Origin of the sequence: Clostridium hominis (assembly GCF_014287825.1) — a bacterium.
Classification (GTDB): Bacteria; Bacillota; Clostridia; order Clostridiales; family Clostridiaceae; genus Clostridium; species Clostridium hominis.
Genome location: NZ_JACOOO010000031.1, coordinates 66,621 through 92,401, shown reverse-complemented (window position 1 = coordinate 92,401; position 25,781 = coordinate 66,621). Strand labels below are relative to the sequence as shown.

General features: G+C 30.3%; 25 protein-coding genes, 2 riboswitches and 2 other annotated features (1 of these 29 only partly in view). Of the genes, 4 read left to right on the top strand and 21 right to left on the bottom strand.

Going from position 1 to position 25,781, the window contains the following annotated elements; all coding sequences use genetic code 11:
* The first annotated feature begins 3 nt into the window (after window positions 1–3).
* The 3 genes from H8S20_RS13710 (at window position 4) to thiT (ending at window position 1,579) form a co-directional block, all read left to right on the top strand.
* Window positions 4–459: a PadR family transcriptional regulator gene (locus tag H8S20_RS13710; RefSeq protein WP_032116914.1), complete on the top strand. Its 456-nt coding sequence runs from the start codon at window positions 4–6 to the stop codon at window positions 457–459.
* An 84-nt stretch (window positions 460–543) separates the two neighbouring features.
* Complete coding sequence (locus H8S20_RS13705; protein WP_032116913.1) at window positions 544–747, top strand: hypothetical protein; 204 nt, start codon at window positions 544–546, stop codon at window positions 745–747.
* Between the two features lie 22 nt (window positions 748–769).
* Window positions 770–872, top strand: a riboswitch (TPP riboswitch).
* 53 nt (window positions 873–925) lie between these two features.
* Window positions 926–1,579 carry an energy-coupled thiamine transporter ThiT gene (thiT, locus tag H8S20_RS13700; RefSeq protein ID WP_186860474.1) on the top strand — a complete coding sequence of 218 codons (654 nt, stop codon included), beginning with the start codon at window positions 926–928 and terminating at the stop codon, window positions 1,577–1,579.
* Window positions 1,580–1,605: 26 nt separating this feature from the next.
* Here thiT and H8S20_RS13695 read toward each other — a convergent pair whose 3' ends face one another.
* From H8S20_RS13695 to H8S20_RS13605, 19 genes are all read right to left on the bottom strand, one after another.
* Window positions 1,606–1,794 (bottom strand): ferredoxin, encoded by a 189-nt coding sequence (locus H8S20_RS13695; protein ID WP_032116911.1) that lies wholly within the window; start codon window positions 1,792–1,794, stop codon window positions 1,606–1,608.
* Between the two features lie 78 nt (window positions 1,795–1,872).
* Complete coding sequence (locus H8S20_RS13690) at window positions 1,873–2,712, bottom strand: Mrp/NBP35 family ATP-binding protein (protein ID WP_032116910.1); 840 nt, start codon at window positions 2,710–2,712, stop codon at window positions 1,873–1,875.
* Between the two features lie 13 nt (window positions 2,713–2,725).
* Window positions 2,726–3,553 carry a YhfM domain-containing protein gene (locus H8S20_RS13685; RefSeq protein WP_186860473.1) on the bottom strand — a complete coding sequence of 276 codons (828 nt, stop codon included), beginning with the start codon at window positions 3,551–3,553 and terminating at the stop codon, window positions 2,726–2,728.
* A 179-nt stretch (window positions 3,554–3,732) separates the two neighbouring features.
* Window positions 3,733–4,971 carry a DUF7922 domain-containing protein gene (locus tag H8S20_RS13680; protein ID WP_186860472.1) on the bottom strand — a complete coding sequence of 413 codons (1,239 nt, stop codon included), beginning with the start codon at window positions 4,969–4,971 and terminating at the stop codon, window positions 3,733–3,735.
* A 181-nt stretch (window positions 4,972–5,152) separates the two neighbouring features.
* Entirely contained in the window at window positions 5,153–5,995 is an 843-nt protein-coding gene (gene rsmA / locus H8S20_RS13675) for a 16S rRNA (adenine(1518)-N(6)/adenine(1519)-N(6))-dimethyltransferase RsmA (protein ID WP_186860471.1), read from the bottom strand.
* The gene (gene rnmV, locus H8S20_RS13670) at window positions 5,996–6,550 is read right to left on the bottom strand and encodes a ribonuclease M5 (protein WP_032116906.1); all 555 of its coding nucleotides are present in this window, start codon (window positions 6,548–6,550) and stop codon (window positions 5,996–5,998) included.
* Window positions 6,551–6,723: 173 nt separating this feature from the next.
* A complete protein-coding gene (locus tag H8S20_RS13665) occupies window positions 6,724–7,770 on the bottom strand; it encodes a resuscitation-promoting factor (protein ID WP_032116905.1) in 1,047 nt (348 codons plus the stop codon).
* Window positions 7,771–7,992: 222 nt separating this feature from the next.
* Window positions 7,993–8,778, bottom strand: coding sequence for a TatD family hydrolase (locus H8S20_RS13660; protein WP_186860470.1), 786 nt, complete (start codon window positions 8,776–8,778; stop codon window positions 7,993–7,995).
* A gap of 234 nt (window positions 8,779–9,012) precedes the next feature.
* The gene (locus tag H8S20_RS13655; RefSeq protein ID WP_141395429.1) at window positions 9,013–9,390 is read right to left on the bottom strand and encodes a hypothetical protein; all 378 of its coding nucleotides are present in this window, start codon (window positions 9,388–9,390) and stop codon (window positions 9,013–9,015) included.
* 14 nt (window positions 9,391–9,404) lie between these two features.
* On the bottom strand, window positions 9,405–10,187 hold the full coding sequence (locus tag H8S20_RS13650) for a zinc ribbon domain-containing protein (protein WP_186860469.1): 783 nt from the start codon (window positions 10,185–10,187) through the stop codon (window positions 9,405–9,407).
* Between the two features lie 18 nt (window positions 10,188–10,205).
* A complete protein-coding gene (locus H8S20_RS13645; protein ID WP_186860468.1) occupies window positions 10,206–10,526 on the bottom strand; it encodes a hypothetical protein in 321 nt (106 codons plus the stop codon).
* Between the two features lie 5 nt (window positions 10,527–10,531).
* Window positions 10,532–11,062 (bottom strand): RNA polymerase sigma factor SigY, encoded by a 531-nt coding sequence (gene sigY / locus H8S20_RS13640; RefSeq protein ID WP_032116901.1) that lies wholly within the window; start codon window positions 11,060–11,062, stop codon window positions 10,532–10,534.
* 266 nt (window positions 11,063–11,328) lie between these two features.
* Entirely contained in the window at window positions 11,329–12,780 is a 1,452-nt protein-coding gene (locus H8S20_RS13635) for a methionine--tRNA ligase (protein ID WP_186860467.1), read from the bottom strand.
* 149 nt (window positions 12,781–12,929) lie between these two features.
* Entirely contained in the window at window positions 12,930–14,882 is a 1,953-nt protein-coding gene (metG, locus tag H8S20_RS13630; RefSeq protein WP_186860466.1) for a methionine--tRNA ligase, read from the bottom strand.
* Between the two features lie 125 nt (window positions 14,883–15,007).
* Window positions 15,008–15,245 (bottom strand) — a binding site (T-box leader).
* 42 nt (window positions 15,246–15,287) lie between these two features.
* On the bottom strand, window positions 15,288–15,629 hold the full coding sequence (locus H8S20_RS13625; protein WP_032116898.1) for an SdpI family protein: 342 nt from the start codon (window positions 15,627–15,629) through the stop codon (window positions 15,288–15,290).
* 163 nt (window positions 15,630–15,792) lie between these two features.
* The gene (locus H8S20_RS13620; protein ID WP_186860465.1) at window positions 15,793–17,538 is read right to left on the bottom strand and encodes a Na+/H+ antiporter NhaC family protein; all 1,746 of its coding nucleotides are present in this window, start codon (window positions 17,536–17,538) and stop codon (window positions 15,793–15,795) included.
* Between the two features lie 131 nt (window positions 17,539–17,669).
* Window positions 17,670–17,846: riboswitch (Lysine riboswitch) on the bottom strand.
* 78 nt (window positions 17,847–17,924) lie between these two features.
* Window positions 17,925–19,187: an aminopeptidase P family protein gene (locus tag H8S20_RS13615; protein ID WP_186860464.1), complete on the bottom strand. Its 1,263-nt coding sequence runs from the start codon at window positions 19,185–19,187 to the stop codon at window positions 17,925–17,927.
* A gap of 84 nt (window positions 19,188–19,271) precedes the next feature.
* Entirely contained in the window at window positions 19,272–19,796 is a 525-nt protein-coding gene (locus H8S20_RS13610) for a spore maturation protein (RefSeq protein WP_032116895.1), read from the bottom strand.
* A gap of 17 nt (window positions 19,797–19,813) precedes the next feature.
* Complete coding sequence (locus H8S20_RS13605; RefSeq protein WP_186860463.1) at window positions 19,814–20,389, bottom strand: nucleoside recognition domain-containing protein; 576 nt, start codon at window positions 20,387–20,389, stop codon at window positions 19,814–19,816.
* A 294-nt stretch (window positions 20,390–20,683) separates the two neighbouring features.
* Between H8S20_RS13605 and H8S20_RS13600 the strand changes: the two genes are divergently transcribed.
* Window positions 20,684–20,869: a hypothetical protein gene (locus H8S20_RS13600; protein WP_032116893.1), complete on the top strand. Its 186-nt coding sequence runs from the start codon at window positions 20,684–20,686 to the stop codon at window positions 20,867–20,869.
* Between the two features lie 260 nt (window positions 20,870–21,129).
* On the opposite strand, the gene H8S20_RS13595 is transcribed toward H8S20_RS13600, so the two are convergent.
* A complete protein-coding gene (locus H8S20_RS13595) occupies window positions 21,130–22,128 on the bottom strand; it encodes a LacI family DNA-binding transcriptional regulator (RefSeq protein WP_032116892.1) in 999 nt (332 codons plus the stop codon).
* Window positions 22,129–22,316: 188 nt separating this feature from the next.
* Entirely contained in the window at window positions 22,317–25,427 is a 3,111-nt protein-coding gene (gene ileS, locus H8S20_RS13590; protein ID WP_186860462.1) for an isoleucine--tRNA ligase, read from the bottom strand.
* A 170-nt stretch (window positions 25,428–25,597) separates the two neighbouring features.
* Window positions 25,598–25,781 (bottom strand) — a binding site (T-box leader); it runs 60 nt beyond the window's last position.

Here is a 25,781-nt window from a genome sequence, read left to right as displayed (position 1 = left end):
ACTATGGCTGATTACGATTTTAGTAATATAGAAGATTTAAAAGCTGAAGAAAAAAGACTCCATGAAGAGTATAAGCAAAAACTTTTAGAACTAAAAAAAGTTCAAAAAGAAAAGGAAGCTGTTGGTCAAGTATTCGCCAAAGGACTTTTGCCTATATACGTTTTATATATATTAAGTATGGGTCCTACTAATGGTAATGATATAGCAACTAAGATAACTGAGAGAACTAAAGGCCTTTGGTCTCCTAGTACTGGTGGAATATATCCTTTATTAAAAAAGTTAGAAAAAGATGGTTTAGTTGTTGGTGAGTGGGATAACCCCAAAAAGAAAAATCAAAAGTTATATTCTTTGACCCCTATTGGAGAAAAAGAATTTTCTTATAGGAAATCTTTACTTAAACCCAAAATTGAAGAATCCTTAAAAGTATTTAGATTAGTTTATGGTGATTTATATTTATAAATTTTGCATCTAAGGGAAATCCTTAGGTGTATTTTTTTTGAAAATTACATAAACTACAACTAAGTTAACCAAGGAGGAACAAGCATGAAAGGAACTATTTTAGATTACACACCAACAGAAGCATTTATCTTATTAGAGGATGATTCAGTTGTTACTATACCATTATCTTCATTTACTCATACAACTCCAATAGGTAGTAATATAAGTTTAAGTAGACTATATAATGGTACATACAGTATTAATTATAAACCTTCAAAGATATATGATAAGTCTGTTGACTTTTTTTAACAGTTTATATAATATAGTTTATATAAGGTGCTAGGGGTGCCAAGTGGCTGAGAAATGATTTTATCATTAACCCTTCTTTACCTGATCTGGATAATACCAGCGTAGGGAAGCTATATACGGATTTATATTATTTTCGTTTAACTGGTACCTCTTGCGCAAAACAAGGAGGTATTTTTTTATGACAAATTTTCTAGCGACCTTATTAGAAAATATTAAAACACTATTTAGTAGTCCACTAACACTATTAACATTACTTGCATGCGGAATTTTACTAATTGCATTCATTAAATTTAAATCTATAAAATTTAATGCTCAACTTATGGCTAGAATTGGACTAGCTTTAGCCTTAGCTATTATTTTAGATATGATAAAGCTTTATACATTTCCTAATGGTGGTGGAAGTGTATCCCTTGGAAGTATGATTCCAATCTTTATAATATCATATGCTTATGGCCCATCTTTTGGTATATTTACAGGATTCCTTTTTGGCTTATTAAAGTTGATGATTAATCCCTATATATTAAGCCCAATTCAAGTACTATTTGATTATCCACTTCCATTTATGGCTGTAGGTATAGCTGCTTTCTTTAAGGATAAAAAATTAATTGGAGCTACTGTAGGAATGTTTTTAAGATTTGTATGTCATTTTATTTCTGGAGTTGTTTTCTTTGGCGAGTATGCTCCTGCTGGTATGTCTCCTATAATATACTCATTAGTAGTAAATGGTCCTGCTGTAGGTGTAGAACTTTTAATTTGTTTAGTAATATTGGCATTAATGCCTTTAAATCAGATATTAAAAACACTTAGACCTAGTTCAAATATAAATATATAAAAAAGATGCCTAATAGGCATCTTTTTTTAATCTACTGATATTGCAGTTACTGGACAGCTATCTGCTGCATCTTGTGTTTCGTCTTCTTTTCCTGCTGGAACTTCATCGACTATTGTATGTGCTTTTCCGTCATCATCCATATCAAATACTTCTGGACAAATTGATGGACACATTCCACATCCGATACAAGTCTCCTTATCTACGTTTGCTTTCATAATTATCACCTCTTATAAAAAAAATCACAATACTAATTTTCCCCAGATGATGATTTTTATGTATCAAATTTTTATATTTTAATATAATCCTTCAAAAATTAAGCTATATAAACTATTATCTTTTATATATTCTTCTGCTTTGCCTTCATTTACAGCTTCAGTTAGCTCTAAATTTATAGGTAACTCCCCTAATAAAGGTAAGCCTAAATACTCTGCATGCTCCTCAGATGACTTATTACTAAATACTTTTAGCTTTTTATCACAATCTGTACATACTATATAAGCCATATTTTCAATTAATCCCTTAATTCTTATATTCATCTTCTCGGCCATAGATACTACTTTTTTAACTATCATAGATACCATGTCTTGAGGAGTTGATACTACTACAAGCTCATATATAGGGAAGCTTTGCATTATAGTTAATGTTATATCTGATGTTCCTGGTGGCATATCAATTATTAAGTAATCTAATTCCCCCCAGTTTGTATCAGTAAACATTTGAGTAAGTACTCCAGTAACTACTGGTCCTCTCCATATTACTGGTTCATCTTCCTTAGGTATTAAAAGGTTCATAGAAATTAGTTTTATACCACTTTTAGTTATAACTGGCTCAAAGATAGCATTATTTTCATCTACAGCTATCATTCTAGCTCTTTGTTCATTTACACCAAAAAATCTTGGCATTGAAGGCCCCGTTATATCAGCATCTAATACACCAACTTTATATCCTTTTTTAGCTAAATTAACTGCTAAAATTCCTGATACTGTTGATTTTCCAACTCCACCTTTACCACTTATAACACCAATTACATTTTTTATTTGGCCATGTTTTATAGATATTTTTCCACAGCTATTTTCTTCAGATTTACTAGCATTACAGCTAGATTTACTTGGACATGTTGAGCAATTTCCCACTCTTCTCTCCTCCTTACCAATCTTTAGGTTTATTATTTACTTCGCTTACTTTAATATTCCATTCCTTAAATTCATTCACTGCAGTTATGAAATATTCATCAGTATATTTTTGTATTCTATCATTAACAGTTATCTTTGTTTTATAATTTGTACTGTCATATCCCCTATTTTTAACTGTTATTACCAAGTCAAACTTTTCATCATTATTTTCTACTAATTCTAAATTAGGAGCTATCTTTCTAGCCTTTTCTAAAAAGCTCTTTAAATCAACTGAAAATATATATTTTAAACATTCAATATCTCCTTGAATATTTATTCCAATATTATAGTCGCTTAATTTTACTTTATCTTTAAGAACATTTAATACATCTAAAATTGATTGATAATATATATAATCAAAATCTCTTGGCTTTCTTATAAATGAAAGGTTTTGTATTATTCCTTCATCTAGTCTCTTAGAAGCCGTAAATATTTCATTATCATTATAAAAATTACCTTCATCTGACCCAACAACATAGTAGAAATTCTTTACCTCTTCACCTATTTGAAACTCAAATATATAATCAGGTTCTAATGTTGATTTTGTTTCACTTACTTTGGCTCTTGATAATAATTGATACATATCTTTTATTGCACTATCTTCAGTTACAATAAATTTAAAACCAGGGTCTCTTGTACTTTGAATACTAATCTTATCCACATTATTATTATTTAAAAACTCAAAATAATCATTCTTTACACCCAATTTTTTTTCTATAGTTTCTATAGGTTTACATCCCCCTAAAATGGTTATCGTGATTAGAAAAATTGATAACAAAGCCACTTTTGTTTTTCTTGTCATTTTTCTCTCCTTTATGTACTTCTTAATTAAAGTAATTAGGAGAAGTATAAATACTTCTCCTAATTATAAATAATTATAATACTTTAATTAATTAATCGCAAACATTAATGTTATATCTTACCTACACATAATCATTATAAATTATAATAATTATATTATATGCTTAATATATCACCTAATTATTGCATAGGAACAACAACAGTTGAATTCTTATAATCGTAGAACATTAACCAACATCCAACATCGTCAACATCTTTGTCTTTTACCCATGTAACAAATCCTGTCTTTCCATCATAAGGTTGTTCATCTTTATCTTTCTTTCCTGGAACTCCATAAACTATATACTTTAAATTTCCTTCTGAATCGCATTTATATCCTAACATAAAATATCCATGCTTTTTAATATAAGGATAATAATTAAGCATAGGATAATATGCTAATGTATATTTATTATAATTAGACATATTACACATTTCATATAAGTCATTTACAGGAACCTTATACCATTTTGTAAATTTAACTTCCTTATATTTACCCTTACATCTTTGGAATCCATCTGATACAGCTTCAAAATACTCACCTATACTACCTCTTATATCAGAAACATCAGGGTCAAATTCCTTTACAGCTTCAATTTGTTCTTCATAATCCTCAAACTTACCTCTTAAGTTTTCTCTAGGAACATATGGAACTTCTTCTATCTTTGGTTCTTCTATCTTTGATTCTTCTATCTTTGGCTCTTCTACTTTAGACTCTTCTGTATTTACTTCTTCACCCCTAGGTTTCTCTTGAACCTCACCATCATTATCTTCCTTACTAATTGAAGAAATTTCTACAGGTTTATCATCGTCATCTCTCTTTTTATGTTCGCACTTTTCTTCACACTTATCTGATTTCTTTTCTGATTTTTTATCTGACTTTTTATCATCCTTACATTCATCTTTCTTAGGCTTCTTCTCCATAGTTGTTTGTTTATGTTCATTGCATTTTACAACCTTATAATTCTTCCAACTATCTGAAGGTTGCTCACTATTTAAAAATCCACACATAACATATATAGGTAGTCCATCTTTCATTTTCGCTAAAGCAGCCCCACATATCTTGTCAAAGCTAACTCCTAATCCACCTATATTCGATGCGTCATACTCTTTTGTCATTTCACACTTACCTGAATCACCTATTACTATTTTTCCAAGATCAATTATTTGTTTACAATCTTTCTTGCAACAGATAAGTATCATGTGATAATCATCAGTATCTTTTTTTAAGTTCTGAGCATAAAAAGAAACTTTGCACTTTTCTGCTCTTGCCTCAATTTTAGAATATCCTGATAGCGTTTTATCTGACGCATTAGAATATCCTCTCTCGTCTTCTTGCAATATTATAAAGTTTCTATACAATTTATTGTTGCTTGCCACTCTATAGAACCTCCAATTTATATAAATTCCATATATTATATGCATAGCATAGCCAAATATGTTAATAATTGAAAACGAAGAATTTATAATTATTAATTAAATTAAAAAGCCAGCATATGCTGGCCTTTTAATTTATTATATAAGAAACCGCATTAGCAGTTTCATCTTTAATTTTTAACTATTAAAGTATTTCGTTTATACAGTTAGATAGTGTTGCAAATTCTTGTATACTTAAAGTTTCTCCCCTTCTCTTAGAATCAACTCCAGCTTTTTCAAATGCTGCTTCTAACTTTTCCTTGGCAGGTCCAATGCTCTTTACACCATTCCATAAAGTTTTTCTTCTCATATTAAACGAACTTCTAATTATATCAAAAAATAACTTTTCATTATCTACTTTTACTTTTGGTTCATCAAGTTTATCTAATCTTATAACTATAGAATCTACCTTTGGTCTTGGTATAAAACAAGCTGGTGGTACTTTTCTAACAATCTTAGTATTACAATAATATTGAACTAACAGAGTTAATGCACCATAATCCTTGTTACCAGGCTCTGCATTCATTCTCTCTGCAACTTCTTTTTGAATCATTATAGTTAATGATTTAAATTTATGTTTTTCTTTTAATAACTTCACTATTATAGGGGTAGTAACATAATAAGGAAGATTAGCAACTAATTTTACACTTTGCTCATCACCTATTACTTCATCAAAATTTACTTTTAATGCATCATTATGTATAAGACTAAAATTAGGATATTCCCCCAATTCTTCAGTAAGTATCGGTATTAATGTATCATCTAGCTCTATAGCTACAACTCTTTTAGCTATTTTTAATAATTGAGCTGTTAATGTACCTACTCCTGGCCCTATTTCTATAACTAGATCTTCTGGTCCAACATCAGCTCCATCTACTATATCCCTTGGAACAGATTGATCTACTAAAAAATTTTGTCCTAAGCTTTTAGTAAATTTAAAATTATATTTTTTAACCAATTCAGCTGTTTTTACATCTTGTATATCCATCTATTTGCCCTCTTTTAAACTTTTATCTATTTTATTTATAGCATCTATAAATTCTTCTTTAGTAATTCCATAATTATTTAATCTTGATAACATTTGATTAGCATTTCCATATCCAATTCCAAGCTCTTTTCCTAACATAATTCTTCTTTCCTTAGAATTGTTATCTCCAGTAAGCTTAAAATAAATCATATCTTCATAATCAAATATTTTTTCCTTTACTTCTATAGTTACCTTAGCTCTGTTTAATGCCTCTATTATAACTTCAGGAGTTGCATTTTCTACGCCTATATCATCACCTTTAATTCCGTCTTCTTGTGCGATATAGGCATGCTTTATTCCTGGAACTCTTTTAGCTATTATCTTTCTTATTTTTTCTCCTGCAAAATCTGGGTCTGTAAGAACTATTACACCTTTTCTCTTTTGGGCCTCTTTAATTCTTGCTATTACTTTCGCATTAATTCCAAATCCACCAACTGCAATCATTTCTGCATCTACTGCTTGCTTTACTGCGGTAATATCATCTCTTCCTTCTACTACTATAACTTCTTTAATCAAAGTACTATCTTCCTTTCATAGTATATCTTATATTAATGTATCCCTATATCTCTATTATGTCAAACTTATAATAGCAAATAAAGTTTACCAAAAAAATTAAAAACTACATTTTATAATATAAACTTTATTTATATACACGTAAAAAGAGGCTAGTACAAACTAACCTCTTTTCTTTACCATTCTCCTGGATAAGCTAATATATATACAGGTACTCCATATTTTCTACCCCAACTGGTAGCATGGTCATAACTATTTACATATATATCAATTATACTCCCTTGAATAGCTCCTCCTGTATCTGCTGCAACAGCTTTTCCATAGCCCTCTACATATACTAATGATCCTAGCGGAATTACTCTTGGATCAACAGCTATAGTACTTATCCCATCAGGATTATAAACTGGAACAGTTCCAGTAGCGGTGATTCCATCACCTGTATAAGCTGTAGACTCACAATACAGAAGTTCTTTATAATCAAGAACCTCTCCACTTCTACTTGCGAAAGTCCTTCTTGTTCCTTGAACAATTATTTCATTAACAGGTTCAGCTACCACTTTAGAGCCTACTACTTCTCTTGAAACCTCTTTGCCATCTTTTTTTAGTACTTTATAAGTAATTTCCTTTTGTCCAGGAACCCCTTCTTGTCTAACTTCTTCAACACTTATGTCTAAACTTCCATCTTCTTCTGTAACTGTATCAAATTGAATTGTTTCAGTTGCCACTTCATTTACCTCTTCAACCTTAACTAATTTAATTTGTAAATTCTTTTGTATTTTTGTATCAAGATTAGGTTCAACCTCATCTATATTTTTTATAAATTCAATACCTTGTGACTTAAGCGCTTCGTATTCAGCTTCTAACATATCTTCTACAGTTGCTTCAGCTGTCAAAATTGATACTTCCTTATCCATTGTTGTTAACTGAACCTCTACAGCTTTTGTAATTGTTATCTTTTCGCCTTCTGATAATTTGTCTTCTAAAGCCGGTTGCACTTTGTCTTTTTCAGTAAGTTCTACGTCTTGATCTAATAATAGATCTTTAACAGTCCCTTTAAACGTTGTAACTTCTACTTCATTTCCATCTACAACTAACGTTACAGTTTTTCTCAGACTCGCTACAGATAATGCTATAACTACCGCCACAATAGCACATAACAAAATCTTTGCCTTAGGACTATTAGAAAAATTTTTCTTAAGGTATTCCTTACATTTTTCCATCATCTACCTAAACCTCCTTTGGCAAGAGTGTTTTAATTATATTATAGAATCGCTATTTTTGTCAAATTTACCACTCTTACTATATTTAACTATTAAAAATGTACCACTGTACATAAAAAATAAAATAAGTGAAATGATAGCGGTTTTTATAGTTATTAAGATTTAAACTTTAGATGATATTTGTTGCATTTGTAAATAAAAGGAAAACTGTATTATTATTTTACTTTACTTTCCTTCTGAAATCAACCTCTTAAAATTATCATTTAATTCCATATTAGTACTTATTGGGTCAATTTTCTTTATTTCAGCTACTTGTTCTATTATATATTCAATATAATCCGATTTATTCCTTTTTCCTCTATTAGGTACTGGTGCCATATATGGACAATCTGTTTCTACCAATAATCTATCTAAAGGAATAGCATCAACTACTTCAATTATCTTCTTAGCATTTTTAAATGTAACCACTCCAGTTATTCCAATATAGTATCCTAACTTTACACATTCTTTAGCAAATTCTACACTTCCTGAAAAGCAATGAACTATCCCTTTAACACTTGGATATTCCTTCATTATATCTAAGGTATCCTTATGTGCATCTCTATCATGTATAACCACAGGCAGGTTTAACTCTTTAGCAAGTTCCATTTGTTCTCTAAATACTTTCTTTTGAGTTTCTCTATCTGGATTTTCATCCCAATAATAGTCTAATCCAATTTCTCCAATAGCTAATATTTTATTATTAGCTTTAACTTTTTCTATTATTTCATCTTTAACCTCTTCATTATAGTCATAGGCATCACTTGGATGAATTCCTAATGCACCATATATAAAATCATATTTTAATGTTAAATCATTTGTTGTAGTTAAGCTTTTTCTAGAACAAGCACAATTTAAAACTCCTATAACTCCAGCTTCTTGTATTTGCTTTAATACCTCTTCTCTATCTTCATCAAAAGCTTCATCATCATAATGAGCATGTGTATCAAAAATCTTATATTTAGGTTTCATGTTAATTATCTCCTTATCTTTTACATTTTCACTTCATTATTCTTATTATACCAAAGCCGTAAATTAAAAAAAGTTACTATTTATTTTTATAATAACTATTTAACTTAATACAATTATTGATACATATTAAAAGAGATATCACTTTAAAATCTATAAAGTAATACCTCTTCCCAGCTTTATAATTTACTTATAATTTTATATTAAATTTCATAAGTCTATCCTGATTGTATCTTTCTATTTTATGCTCCATTCTACCTCAAAGCTTCCTTTATGATGATCTCCTATGGCCGTAAAGTAATAATTTCCATCTTCAGTTATTTCTATTAAACCTGTAGATTCTAAGTTTACTAAAACACTTTTCTTTTCGTCCAATAATACTAGTTTCATACTTCCATCATCAGTATTTATAGAAGTTTGGTATTCCACACTGTCCCCATCCTTCAATTTTACTTTACTAAAATACTTACCATTAAAACTATTATACTTTCCTTCTATATGCTTACTATTTCCATTAAGACTTCCCATTGTCATAGTATAGCTTCCACCAGTGCATGACGTAAATAACGTCAAAGTAATCATTAGTAGAATTATTATTGAAATTTTTCTCTTCATAAATATATACCTCTTTAATTAAATCTTACATAAAAAGAACCTTTATAATCATTTAAATAAACTTCTACCTTTTGCCCCGGTTCCGCAATCATGCCCTCTGTAAATTCCTCTGATGATATCTCTGATTCATCTTTTAAACTTCCATCCTTATTATATATTTTTACGATTAAGTCACCTTTCTCTCTTTGTCCCTTATACCAAAAGCTATGACTATTTGACGGAATAGTATATTTCAAAATCTCTGTTGTTTTTTTATTAAATACTTCACCTTGATAACCACTTGTATCAAAAGTATTCATCTCTTCAACGTAACTTCCCTTAACTCCATAAAAACCAGCAAAGCTTACTACGAACATACCAACAAACAATAATGCCAATGCTATTATTATAGAAACTACTATTATTATAGGCTTATTGTTAGTAACTTTTTTACTATTAGACACTTCATCAGATAATTCTGTTGTGCAGTTAGGACAGAATCTCCATCCTGGTTGTACATTTTGTCCACAGTTAGGACAAAAGTTTCCACACCTTTGCCCACAGTATGGGCATAACTTTAAATCTTTTGGTACTTCTTTTCCACAATTATTGCATCTTCTTCTATCACTTCTACTAACTATTGCATAAACTATAATCCCTACTGGAAACGCTATAAATGCAGCTATAGTCCACAGCCACCAATATTCTTCTCCCCTTTTTCTAGAATCTATAGCTACCCAGATAGCTTGCCATATAAATAATCCAAAAATTATTGCCATAAAGATTAATGGAATAAACATAAAAATTGTAGTACTCATAAAATAACCTCTCCTTTTCTAATACGATTTCTTTCTCTTTATTGCTGGTATAATAAGTAACATCATCATTGATATAGAAACAAAATAATATCCTATTAATAATTTAGATATATCTATAACTTTTTTATCAACTACCACTATCTTAGGCATAATTATAGCTAAACATGTTATTAGTGATACAAATACAATCATTAATGTAGAAATAAACACAACTCTTTTTATTCTTTTTCTCTCGCGCTTTTTATTAAATTGTGTATCTACTAAAGAAAACATATCGAATTCTTTTATATATCCTAAATTATCTAAATTTTCATCATTTAACATATTATTATCATCCATTTATATCACACCTCATTTCCTACTAATTTCTTTTTTAACCTTGATGCAGTATAAAACACTCTCGATTTTACCGTACCTTCTGAGCAGTTAAAGATCTTAGAAATCTCTTCATAAGAATATCCATAATAATGCTTTAATATAAATGATATTCTTTTTTCATAAGGCATCTTTTTAAGTTCCTTAAGTAATTCTTCTACTTGTAGCTTATCAATTATATTATTTGTTTCATTATCGCCAATGTTGTTCAGCTCTATTTCATAACTATACTTTATTTTTTTATTCTTTCTTATAATATCTTTATAATAGTTAATAGCTATAGATATAAGCCATGATTGAAATTTAGATTTTCCTCGAAACTTATTTATATTTATAACAGCTTTCAAGCAAACCTCTTGAACTATATCTTGAGTTAAGTCCTCATTAGCCGTCATTTTCAGGGTAAATCCGTATAGAGCTTTATAGTTGTTTTGAAGTAATGTATTCATAGCATGCTTATTACCATCTTGAGCTCTTCTAATTAGCTCTATCTCATCCACCTTTTAATACCCCCTTTAATTAACTTTCACTAATAAGACTCAATATAATAAAAATAGTTCACTCTCTTTTTAATTTTTTTATTTTACCGTTTTATTACTTTTTGTTAATAATTCCTTTCGCATTTTGACATCTAATTGACACAAAAGGGGTATATTATAATACTTGTAAAGTAGTTAAAGCATTATTATTTACCCCTAAAAACCACCTTTTATAAAAAAGAATGGTAACTAGAGCCGACGTCCCCCAACTTAGGCTCTAGTTTTTTTTAATTTCTTTTCTCTTTTAATCTTAAAACTTCATCAATAGCTCTTCTTTTGTCTATTTTCTTTAGTTCTGAATCAACTTCTTTTAATATTCCAGCTTTTTTTTCTACGAAACTCCATATTGGTTCATTTATATTTAATCCATTTCTTATATTCTCACAAATATTAGGCATAAATGGTTCTAATAAGTTAGCTATATTAGCTACTATTTGAATATTATTATAGGTCTTATTTTTGCAGTAAGAAGGATTCTTTTCTGCCATCTCCCACAATAAATTTTCTTGAAAATCTTTATTAGCCTTTCTACAAAAATCCATTATATTATTTAGAGCATTATTGAAATTACCTTCTTCAATATCATCTCCAACACTAAAATATAAATCTAAAATTTCATTTTTCAAGTTTTCTTCTATCTTTCCATTCGGTATTTTGGGTCCATAATTTTTTCTTGAGAAGCGTATAACTTTTTGTACATAATTAGATAAAGTAGAAACTAAATCAGTATTATTTACATTTATATACTCTCTCCATGAAAAATCAGTATCCTTATTCTCTGGTGAGTTCAGCATAATGTAATATCTAAAGCTATCTACATTATAGTTTTTAGTAATATAATCAGCCCATAAAGCCCAATTCTTAACTGCTGAAAAAGGCTTTCCTTCTAACTTTAAATGTTCGCTTGATATCATTCTTAAATTAGGTTCTTTAATACCAATACCACATAAAATAGCTGGGAAAATTACAGTATGGAAAGGTATATTATCTTTTCCATGAACAAAATATACTCTTGAATCATCTCCGCTCCAATATTCTCTCCAATCTTCATTGCGTTCACTTAAACATTTCATACTAGCTGTAAGATACCCCATTACGGCTTCGATCCATACATATATTTTCTTATCTTCATATCCAGCTAAGGGTACATCAACACCCCAATCAAAATCTCTAGTAACAGCTCTATCTCTTAATCCTTCATCAAGGTATCTTTTTAATATCTTTTGAGCATTTTCCCTCCATCCATCTTGATTATCAAATATGTGTCTTATATCATTCTCAAACTTGGATAAAGCAAAAAATAAGTGCTTAGATCCTTCTGCTACTTCTTCATATATATATCCCTTTTTATATAAATCTAAAATAAATTCCTTAACCTTTTCTTGGTGATATTCAGAATGAGTTTTTTCAAAAATATCAAAAGAAAAACCTAAGGATTTAAAACACTCCTGAAATTCATTATGATATTTCTCTACTGCTTTTAAAGGAGTTATTCCCTCCTCTTCTGCTCTATTAGTAACAGGTGTACCATGACAGTCAGTCCCTGATACAAATACAACATTATCTCCCATCATTCTATGATACCTAGCTAAAATATCACCAGGTAACCATACTGCAATTCTTCCTAAATGAAGCGGGCCATTAGCATAAGGCCACGCATTTCCTATAATTATGTTCATTAAAAGCCCCCCCTTTTTTATCTGCCGCAAGGCACTTTTCATTATAAAATAAGGAGCCTAATGGCTCCTTTACTTTTAAATGGAACACCTACTCACATACGTTCGTAGGTGTAAGTTCGAGTACCCAAATATAAAATTTGGACTCTCACTTATCTTACTTGGCTTCCTGTTGGTAGATCACCTGGATTTACTAAGTTTAATATACTATCATCATCTGTAGCTGCAGCAAGTATCATACCTTGAGATAATTCACCTCTTAATGTTACTGGCTTTAAGTTAGCTACTAAAACAACGTACTTTCCTACTAAATCTTCTGGTTTATAGAATTTAGCTATTCCTGATACTACCTGTCTTTCTTCACCATTTAAATCTACTTTTAATTTTAATAGTTTCTTTGCTCCTTTAATTGGTTCACAAGCAGTAACTTTAACTACTCTTAAGTCAAGCTTAGCAAAATCATCTATTGTAATTTCCTCTTTAATTGGAGTTATTTCTCTTTTTTCTTCAACCTTTGGTTGGGCTGCTAATTGTTCTGCTTTTTTCTTTTCAACTACTTCTAATATTGCTTTTACATCTAATCTAGGGAATATTGCTTCGCCTCTATTAACCTTTGTTCCAGCAGCTGTTCCATCAAATGAATTTAAGCTTTCTAAATCTGTTTTTGAAATATTAACTTGTTCATTTATTTTTGCACTTGTTTCTGGTAAGAATGGTGCAACTAAACTTGATATAAATCTTATACTTTCACATAAGTTATAAAGAACTGTAGCAAGTCTGTCCTTTTGAGTTTCATCTTTTCCAAGAACCCAAGGAGTAGTTTCATCTATATATTTATTTGTTCTTCTAATTAAGTTCCATATTTGATCTAATGCATCTGCAATTTTTAGATGCTCCATCTTATCTGCAACTTTTTTAGGAGTTTCAAGCGCTAATGTAATTAGCTCATCATCCACGGCTTCTTTAACCATTGGTACTGGAATAACTCCATCGAAATACTTTTCAACCATTGTAACTGTTCTTGAAACAAGGTTTCCTAAAGTATTAGCTAAATCTGAGTTTACTCTCTCAGTAACAAGCTCCCAAGTTATAGTTCCATCATTATCAAATGGCATTTCGTGAAGAACGAAGTAACGAACTGCATCAACACCAAATAACTCTACTAAATCATCAGCATATATTACATTACCTTTTGATTTACTCATTTTTCCGTCACCTTGTAATAACCATGGATGACCAAAAACTTGCTTTGGTAATGGAATATCAAGAGCCATTAACATAATTGGCCAATAAATAGTATGGAATCTTAAAATATCCTTACCTATTAGGTGTAAATCTGCTGGCCAGAACTTAGTATAAGCCTCTGAATGCTCTCCATCCAAATCATATCCTAACCCAGTTATATAGTTTGAAAGTGCATCAAGCCATACATATACAACATGTTTATCATCAAAATCTACTGGAATACCCCATTTAAATGATGTTCTAGATACACATAAGTCTTGTAATCCTGGTAATAAGAAGTTATTCATCATCTCATTTTTACGTGATTCTGGTTGAATAAATTCTGGATGAGTATTTATATGCTCAATTAATCTATCTGTATATTTACTAAGCTTTAAAAAGTATGCTTCTTCTTGAGCTGGCTGAACTTCTCTTCCACAGTCAGGACATTTTCCATCAACTAATTGAGATGAAGTAAAGAAAGATTCACATGGTGTACAGTATAATCCTTCATAATGACCTTTATATATATCACCTTGCTCATAAAGCTTCTTAAATATTTTTTGAACTTGCTTTTCATGATATTCATCAGTTGTTCTGATAAATTTATCATAAGAAGTATTCATTAAATCCCAGATACCTTTGATTTCTCCTGCTATATTATCAACAAATTCCTTTGGTGTAATTCCAGCCTCTTGAGCCTTTAATTCTATTTTTTGACCATGTTCATCTGTTCCTGTTTGGAATTGAACATCGTATCCTTGCAATCTCTTGTATCTTGCTATACTATCAGCTAAAACTATTTCGTAAGTATTACCGATATGTGGCTTTCCTGAAGTGTATGCAATAGCCGTAGTTATATAATATGGTTTTTTAGTCATATCTTTTCCTCCCTTTATTTCAATTATAAACTTTAAATTCGCGACGATAAATTAATCTATAATTTATCATTTTTAATTTATAATTATATTTAAATAAAAAAGCCTCTATATAGGTTAATTACCCATATAGAGGCGTTATATACGCGTTACCACTCTATTTTTATATTTATCTCACAATAAATATCTCATTAGGTGACCATCATCACCTTGCAATATAACGGTTGCTCCCGTATTATCCTAATCCTAAGACTCAGATAATCTGCTCCAAGACCATCTTCATAAAGTTCAATGACGCTAGCTTTCACCAAATACTAGCTCTCTTTAGACACATTCCTAAACTACTCTTCTTTTCTATGCATTTTATAATTTTATAATATTCTAAAATGTAAAAACTGTCAATTCTTTTTATCTTTTATATTTAGCTCTTTTTCTTATCATAATATTTATTATTAGTAATGATATAAATATACTTATAACAACAATGATTGCAATAAATATAAAGCTTATCGGTAGCATAATTAAAGTAATAGCTATAAATATAAATAATGCTATCGCTGTAATATTAAATATTTTTCCTGCTGTTTTATTAGCATACTTCCATATCTCTTCATTTTCTTTTGCACATTTAATCTTAAATCCCTTAGATGTATCAGGAAATTGCGAATAACTATTCTCATAATACCATGCAAATCCCCATAAAACTATTGGTATTATCTCATAAATAATTAATAATTGCCAAACTGCCATAATGCCCCCTTATTTCACTTAAACAACTTTATAATACAATTATACTATATTATGTAAAATTAATCTTTGCGTTCATATAAATTTTAATTTTAAAACTTTAAATAATCTAAAAGAAGGTTGTACCCCAAGTACAACCTTCTTAAAATAGCCCTTATTTATTTTATTACTTTGCTAAAGCGCCACTTTCCGCTTCTATAGTAGCTTCATCTACCTTCTTACCAAATATCTGTACCCCAACGTATACTGCAACTAGTGATAATGGTAATACTAGATATATAGGTAATCCTAAACCTGCTGGAATATATCCAAATACTATTGTTATTACAGCTACAAATAATGAATACCATATTTGGGTATTAACATGATTTATGTGGTTACATCCTGCTCCCATTGATGAAAGTATTGTTGTATCTGAAATTGGTGAACAGTGATCTCCAAAAATTGCTCCTGTTAATACTGCACTTGTACAAACTACTATAAATGACATTTCAGGATTAATTGAATGTGCAAGAGGAATTGCTAACGGCATTAATATACTCATTGTTCCATATGCTGTTCCAGTTGAGAATGATATTACTGCTCCTAGAACGAATATTAAACTTGGTAATAAGAATGCTGGTATAGCTCCCTTTAATGCTTCAACTAAATAGTATGCAGTTCCAAGTTCCTTAATTACTGATCCTAAAGACCAGGCTAATATAAGAATAACTCCTGTAATAATTAATCCTTTCATTCCATCTATCCAAGTATCTATAGCCTCACTTAAAGTAAATATCTTTTTACAAACAGCCATAATTATAGTTACAACCGATGCAAATAATGCTGATTGGAATAGTGCTACTGAAGCATCCGCTGCTGAGAAAGCTTCCATTATTCCTGTAAATGACATAGGTGAATTAGACATTAATTGTTGAAGCGCTACATTATCTCCGCCCATTATTGAACTATATCCACTGTAATAAAATGCTACTAATGCAGAAATAATTAATGTTCCTATTGGAATAATTGCATTCCATATACTAAGTTTTACACCTTCTTTTGGTTCTAATTCATCCATCTGAGAAGATGATGCTGCAACTTCTTCAACTACATGTTTATTTCTCTTTCTTGCCGCTATTTCAGCTTTTCTCATTGGCCCAAATTCTTTTAAAGTAACAGCTGTTATAACTATAAATGCAAGAATTAATATGTTATAAAATCTATATGGTATAGTTTGAAGGAATACCCCGAATCCACTTGCTTCTACACCTATTTGATTAAATCCTTCACCTATTAAACTAACTTCTAATCCAATCCAAGTTGATATTATTGCAAGCCCTGCTACTGGTGCTGCAGTTGCATCTATTATAAACGCTAATCTTTCTCTTGAAATCTTCATTTTATCAGCTACAGGACGCATTATAGGTCCAACTATAAGAGAATTTGCATAATCATCAAAGAATACGAATAATCCTAATAACCAAGTTATTAATTGAGTACTTTTTGCAGTCTTTGCTTTTTTTGCTAAAGCTTCAGCTATTGCCTTTGCTCCACCCATTTTCCCAACTAGATTAATAACTCCTCCAATTGCTAATACCTGAAGTATTATTCCTGCATTCCATGGATCTGCTAAAGAATTTAATGCTCTAGTTACAAAATCTAAAAACGCTTGTATAAGTGCATAAAACACATTATGTCCTGTAAGGCTAACTAAAAAGCTGCCTGATAAAATACCTATAAATAAAGAAATTACAACATTCTTAGTTATAAATGCTAATACTATAGCCACTATTGGTGGTATTAAAGTTAATAATCCAAATCTTTCTGCATTAACCGCTGCTGGTTCTAACTCACTAGCGAATGCCATTGTTGTTGATAATGTGAAAATAATCATTGTCAGTAGAATTACTCTAAATCCTGTCTTTTTCATTTTTTGTTTCCCCCTTAATCTAATATATTTCTTTTGTGAATAATTAAAGGGTTTTGCTTTTGTGCAATTAAAAAGAGCCTTGAGTTAACACTCAAGGCCCTAAAATTGCATTAAAATAATTTAGGTCTTCCTCAAATGATAGCTCACCACAAAAACAAGTTTGTGACAGTGATGTATATCTTATATACATCCCCAGCTATACAACCTTAAAGCATCAGTTGTATGCTTCGGCGATAATTCCTTTCCTATTAACTCAAAGTGCTTACCTCGTTAATAGTACTATTAAGTACCGCGCCTCTACCTTTATTTATTCACGATTAATTTAATATCATTATACACATTATATTCGTTTTTGACAATACCATTTTATAACTTTTTTAATATATTTACTCAATATTATTATATTTAGCCATAAAATTTTCTATTTCTTCCACTGTCTTTATCATTTTACTTGTTAGATTTATTACTCCATCCTCAGTTACAAGAACATCATCCTCTATTCTTATACCTATATTTTCTTCTTCAATATAAATTCCAGGCTCTACTGTATATACTACACCTTCCTTGAATGTTATATCTCTATGAGGAGTTTCTAAATCATGAGTATCTAGGCCTAAGCTATGTCCTATACTATGGAAATAGTACTTGCTAACCTCTGACTTTTCTTTTATAAGTCCTAATTTAATACACTCTTCAGCTATTAAATCAGTAGCTTTATTATTTATCTCTTTAAACGTCTTACCTGGTTTAATATCATTAATTATTTCTTCATTAACCTTTAACACAGCATTATAAACAGCCTTTTGCCTTTCTGTAAATTTCCCGTTCACAGGAAATGCTCTTGATATATCTGCATTATAAAAATTATATTGTGCTCCTAAATCAAATTGAATTAAATCTCCATCTTTTAATTCTGCATCATTTGATACATAGTGTAATGTAGCTGCATTTTTTCCTGCCGCTGCAATAGTCTTAAAAGCTAAATCTTTTACACCATTATTTTTACATACGAAATCAAAATATGATTCTAATTGATATTCCTTCATACCAGGTTTAGAATTTTTCATTAAAGCTTCAATACCTTCAATTGTTATTGATATAGCTTTCTTTATGTTATCAACTTCTTCTTCGCTTTTTACTAATCTTAATTCTCCAAATATACTAAATACGTTTTTAATCATTACTTGTGGATATTTAGAAACTATATTTTGGGCAAACTCATGTGCAATGCTAACTGACGAAGAAATACTATCTCTCTCTAAATCTAAATATAAGTTTATTTCTTCTTTTAAACAAAGTTGTCTATGAATATCTGATTCAAATTGGCTTTTAAATTTTACATCTTCAATTCCGCTAATTTCTGTAGCTTCTTCCTTACGAATACTCTTTCCTATCCATCTTTCTAAGTCAAGATCTATATCTTTTATAAATAAAGTAGTTTTAGTAGTTCCATTTATTTTACTCATTACAAGAATATGATTTTCTTCACTTATACCTGTAGAATAATAAAAATTTCTATTAGGTGTAAATGGATAAGCCTCATCTGCAGTCTTTTTAGGTGCATTACCTGCAAATAAAATCACAATAGAATTATCTTTTATCTTTTCTAGTAATCTTGCCCTATTACATTTAAAAAAATCTGCTTTCATATAATTTATGCTCCTTTTCTTTTTAATTAACTGCTACAATTAATAAATATTATACCTATAAAAACAAAATTTTTCCATATAGTTTTAAAATATAAGAATTTTAACCATTAGTATCGCCATAATAATTGCTGTCATATCAGCCATAACTGCAGCCCAAACAGTATGTCTAACCTTTTTTATTTTTACCGCTCCAAAATATACTGTTACAGTATAAAAAATAGTTTCTGTAGTTCCCATTATTACTGATGCCACTAATCCAATAAAGGTATCTGGTCCATAATTCTTAAGTATATCTGTAAATATTCCCATAGCTCCACTTCCTGATAAAGGCTTTACTAAAGTAAGTGGAACTACCTCTTTAGGTAATCCTATCAATCCTGATATAGGCGCTATAAGATTATTTAACATATCTAAAAGCTTTGCCTCTCTAAATATATGAACTGCTAAAATCATTGCTAAAAGATAGGGAAAAATATTCATACATACCTTTAATCCATCTTTTGCACCTTCAACAAACCATTCATAAACTTTTCTTCCTTTAATCATTCCATAAGTTATTATTATGAATACAATTATAGGAATTATACTTTTAGTTATATATTGAAACATATTTTATCCCTCCCCTTTTAAAAATACCTCTGAAGAATTTTAGCGCATATAACACCTACTACAGCAGCTATAGTTGTAGATAGAATAGCTGGTAGAATTATTACCCCTGGATTTGTAGATCCAGCTGCAGCTCTTATAGATATTACTGTAGACGGAACTAGTTGAACACAAGCTGCATTGAGCACTAAAAATAATGCCATATCATTACTGGCTCTTCCTTTATCTCTATTAAGTCTATCCATCTCTTCCATAGCTTTTATTCCAAAAGGTGTAGCTGCATTTCCTAATCCCATCATATTAGCTGTTATATTCATTACAATTGCCCCTAAAGCTTTCTCATCTTTAGCCGCTTCCTTAAAAATAACTTTAAGTACAGGTTTCATAAGCTTTGCTAACTTTTCTGTTAATCCACTTTTTTCAGCAACTCTCATTACACCACACCAAAAACACATCAATCCTACTAAGCTTATAATAAAAGTAACAGTACTATCTATAGAACTAATTATTGTATTAGACATAGCTTCTCCATTTCCGGTGAACACACTAACTAGTATCCCTAGAAAAATCATTATAAACCATATGTAATTTATCATTATTATCCCCCCAAATTTTTTTAGTTAAAAGTTGCAAGTGACAAGTTAAAAGTTATAGATAAAATTACTACGTAATTTTTAATATTTAACTCTTATAATTACTTGCAATCTGCCACTTGTCCCTTATTACTCATCACTTGTTGCAAACGCCAGGAAGAGTTGTTTTTTAAGCCTTTAACTTTTCTCTTTTAACTGTTAACTATTTAAAATATATGCCTTGCAACAGATATTTATTAGTGATAGGATAAAGATAATACTATATTAGTTTTACTTTAAATATAAGGAGATGTACCGATGAAAGAATCAAACTTAAAATTAGCTCAAAGAGACATAGAAGAAGCATTAAGAACAGTTGAAGAAATGGAAGAATTCGTTGATACAATAGATGCACCAAAGGAAGTTTTAAAAGAGAAATTCTATACTTTAACTCAAAAGGTACAGCAATTAGAAGATATATTAAAAAATGAAGGAATATTATAAAAATAAATATATTTTACTCAAATAAAAAAAGATAGCTTACCCATAGCTATCTTTTTATAATTTTGTTTACTAAACTACTTTTAACCCATTTGACTCATACTCTCATAAAATAACACATACATAGTTGAAATTTCTAACCCATTTCATTTATATTTAGTAAACGTTCTCAAGCCTATAAATATAGTTTACCATATTTTCTTTATTATTACAATCTTTATTAAAGAAGTTTGTTATAAAAAAAATAAGCCGTATATTACGGCTTATTTACAACTTTCTCTTTGTATTAAGTTATGATCTAATACATATTGATCTTCTTCTAAAGGCTTGTTATTTAAAATCTTAATTAACATTCTCATAGCTACAGATCCCATATCATAACTTGGTTGATTTACTGTAGTTAATCTTGGATAGAAATAAGATGCTATAGCATTATTATTAAATCCTATAACGCTAACATCATCAGGAGTATTAATTCCTTTTTCTCTTAATCCATTTATAACTCCCATAGCTATTTCGTCAGATGCACATACAACACCTTCAATTTTTTTATCTACCTTTAAGAATTTTTCCGCAGCATCATGCCCTGTTTTGTATTTAAGATTTTGTAAAAATACTAAATCTTCATCAACTTCTATTCCAGCTTCTTTTAATGCCTTTTCGTATCCTAAGAATCTATATCCCCAAGCATTAGCAGCATCCTTCTTTACTCCTACAAAGGCAATATTTTTTATTCCCTTAGCAAGTAAATGCTTAGTTGCTTCATATGTAGCTTCTATATTATCTATAGTTACACTTGGTAATCTTTCTTCTCTATCTTTTGTTTCAACTAATACTGTTTTTAAGTCTAGGTCGTTAATTATATCAAGTGATTCTTCTTGTAATGAAGAACTCATATAAATAACTCCATCTACCATTTTTTCTTTAAGTACTCTTAAGTAGTCTTTTTCTTTGTCATAGTCAAAGTCTGAGTTACATAATATAACATTATAATCGTATATATTAGCAACATCTTCTGCACCCCTAACTATTTCTGGGTAGAATCCACTTGATATGTCTGGAACTAATATTCCTATTGTCTTAGTTCTTTGAGTCTTTAAGCTTCTAGCTACGATGTTTGGTCTGTATCCTAACTTCTTTATTGCATCCAATACCTTTTTCTTTGTATCTTCATTTACAACATCTATATCATTAAGTACTCTAGAAACCGTAGCTATTGAAACGCCCGCTTCTCTTGCAACATCTTTAATAGAAGTAGCCATGTCAACATCACTCCATTTTTTTCATTTTAATTATTAATTATACCGTTTTTTCCTTGGTTATACAAGAACATATGAATATTTTATCAATATATTATAATTTTTAACTAATTTACTTCTCTTTATATATTGTTTCAAAAAAAGAAGGGAATTATGACTTAATCCCCTTCTTTACCATAAATAAATTTAAATTACTTAACAACTTCTACTGTCATATTTAATTTTTCACCATTAATAACAGTTTCAGTGTAATCATAATCTCCATTAAATACTATTTCTTGAGTTAAAGTTTCTTTCTTTATAGTGTCAGCAAATTTCTTGATAACGCCTTCTAGCATTTCATTTCCTGATACATAAAGATTGATTTTATCTGCAACTTGGAATCCTTTGTCTTTTCTCATATTTTGAATCTTAGAAATCATTTCTCTTACGTGACCTTCTTCTCTAAGCTCCTCAGAAATATGAGTATCAAGAACAACACCTATTGATCCTTCACCAGCAAATGCATAACCCTCTAACCCTTGCATTGTAACTAATAAGTTTTCTTTATTAAGTTCAATTTCAGTTCCATCAACATTTATAGTTACTGTTTCACCATTTTGGATAGCTTGAGCTAATTCCATTTGGTTTCTAGCAGCTATTTCTCTTCTAATTCCAGGTATCATCTTACCGTAAGCTCTTCCTAATACAGGTAAGTTTGGCTTGATTTCAAAGTTAACATATTTAGAAAGGTCAGCACCAAATTCAACTTCTTTTATATTTAACTCATCAGTTATAATATCACCGTAGTATTCTGGAAGTGAATCTGTTGAAATAAGCATCTTAGAAAGTGGCTGTCTATTCTTAATGTTAGCACCATTTCTTGCACTTCTTCCAAGTTTAACTATTGTATAAGCTAAGTCCATTTCCTTTTCTAAATCTTTGTTTATAGCATTTTCATCAACTTGTGGCCATGCGCATAGGTGAATGCTTTCTGGAGCATTTTGATCTAAGCCAGCTACTAAGTTTTGATAAATATCTTCTGTTATAAATGGTACGAATGGAGCTGCAACTTTTATTAAAGTAGTTAATACTCTATATAATGTTACATAAGCACCAATCTTGTCATCAGTTAACTCTTCTGACCAGTATCTTCCCCTATTTCTTCTTACATACCAGTTTGATAACTCATCTGTAAAGTCTTCAATTGCTAAAGCAGCTTGAGTTATTTGGTAAGAATCTAACATTGAGTCAACATCTTTAACTAATGTATTAAGCTTAGACATAACCCATTTATCCATAACATTTTCTGATACAAAATCTGCGTAGTTAAGTGGATTGAATTGATCTAACTCAGCATATAGAACGTAGAATGAGTAAACATTCCATAATGTTCCCATAAACTTTCTTCCTGCTTCACCAACATCATCTACTGAGAATCTTGTTGGTAACCATGGAGCACTTGCAGTATAGAAATGCCATCTTGTTGCATCTGCACCTTGAGCATCTAATACTGTAAATGGATCTACGACATTACCCTTAGATTTTGACATCTTTAAGCCCTTCTTATCAAGAACGTGACCTAAAACTATACAGTTTTCAAATGGGTTTCTATCAAATATAGCAGTTGAAATTGCTAATAATGTATAGAACCATCCTCTTGTTTGGTCAACAGCTTCTGATATAAATTGAGCTGGGAAGTTTTCTTCAAATAATTCCTTATTTTCAAATGGGTAGTGTAATTGTGCAAATGGCATTGAACCTGAGTCAAACCAACAGTCAATAACTTCGTTAGTTCTTGTCATTTCTTTTCCACACTTTTCACACTTTAAGTGAACATTGTCTATATAAGGTTTGTGTAATTCGATATCTTCTGGAACATTTATTCCCTTTTCTCTTAATTCTTCGATGCTTCCGATACATTCTTTATGTCCGCATTCACATCCCCAAATTGGAAGTGGAGTTCCCCAATATCTATCTCTTGAAATACCCCAGTCGATAACATTTTCTAAGAACTTACCAAATCTACCTGTTCTTATGTTATCTGGGTACCAGTTAATCTTATTATTGTTTTCTAAAAGCTTATCTCTTAGAGTTGTCATTGCAACAAACCAGCTTTCCTTTGGATAGTAAAGAAGTGGTGTGTCACATCTCCAACAATGTGGATATGAGTGAAGGTGTCTTTCTGATTTAAATAACTTGTTGTTTTCTTCAAGCCATTTACAGATGCCTTCATCACATTTCTTAACGAATTTTCCTGCCCATGGAGTAACTTCTTCTACGAATCTACCTTCTCTGTCAACTAAGTTAATGAAAGTGATTCCATTAGCTTTAGCTACTAAGCTGTCATCTTCACCGTAAGCTGGAGCTATATGAACTATACCAGTACCATCTGATAAAGTAACATAATCACCGTGGATTACTTCAAAGGCTTTACCTTCAACTTTACCGAAAGGCATTAATTGCTCATACTTAGTTCCTAAAAGTTCTGTTCCAGGGAATTCTCTAACTATTTCATAGTCTTCACCTAAAACTTTTGCTGCTAAATCTTTAGCTAATATTAATGTTTCTTCCCCAACTTTTGCTTCTACATAAGTATAAGCTTTGTTTATGCATAAAGCTAAGTTTGAAGGTAATGTCCAAGGAGTTGTTGTCCAAGCTAATATATACTTGTTTTCTTCTCCTTCAACTTTAAATTTAGCAATACAAGTTAAGTCTTTAACATCCTTATATCCTTGAGCAACTTCGTGAGATGATAAAGCAGTTCCACATCTTGGACAGTATGGCATTACTTTATGCCCTTCATATAAAAGACCTTTATCCCACATTTGTTTTAATGCCCACCAAACTGACTCGATATATGGGTTATGATAAGTTACATACGGATTTTCCATGTCAACCCAATAACCGATTTGGTTAGTCATCTTCTCCCACATACTTACGTAAGTAAATACGCTTTCTTTACATTCTTTAACGAATTTTTCAACACCGTATTCTTCTATTTGTTCTTTACCTGAAATTCCAAGCTTCTTTTCGATTTCAAGCTCAACTGGAAGACCATGAGTATCCCAACCAGCTTTTCTTATAACCTTATATCCCTTCATAACCTTGTATCTTGGGATTATATCCTTCATAACTCTTGTTAAAACGTGTCCTACGTGAGGTCTACCGTTTGCTGTTGGAGGTCCATCATAGAAAGTGAAGTATTCACCATCTTGATTCATATCAAAATTCTTTTTTATTACATTTCTTGCAGTCCAAAGATTTGCAACTTCTTTTTCTAAGCCGACAAAACCATTTGAAAGTTCTACCTTTTTGTACATATTGCTTCTCCCTTCTCCTATTGTAATTACTTATTTTGCTTTAAATTGAAATAATAAATATTGTTATATTATCTTTAGTATCAACCTTTAAATAAGAAAAATTACCTAACTTAAATTAAAAATCTACGATTTTATAGATTAAAGTTTCAGATAAATAAAAAAACTCCATCCAAAAGGACGAAGTGTTATTCGCTATACCACCTATGGTTATTAAACTCAACTATATAAATTGAGCTATATCTTCAGATACTATCATATCCTATCCTTTAACGCAGGATTACGGGGTAGCTTAATCGTTAAACTTTCAGCCTCCAACTCCTAGGTGATTTTCCTAAAGCCTTTCTATGATTTCGC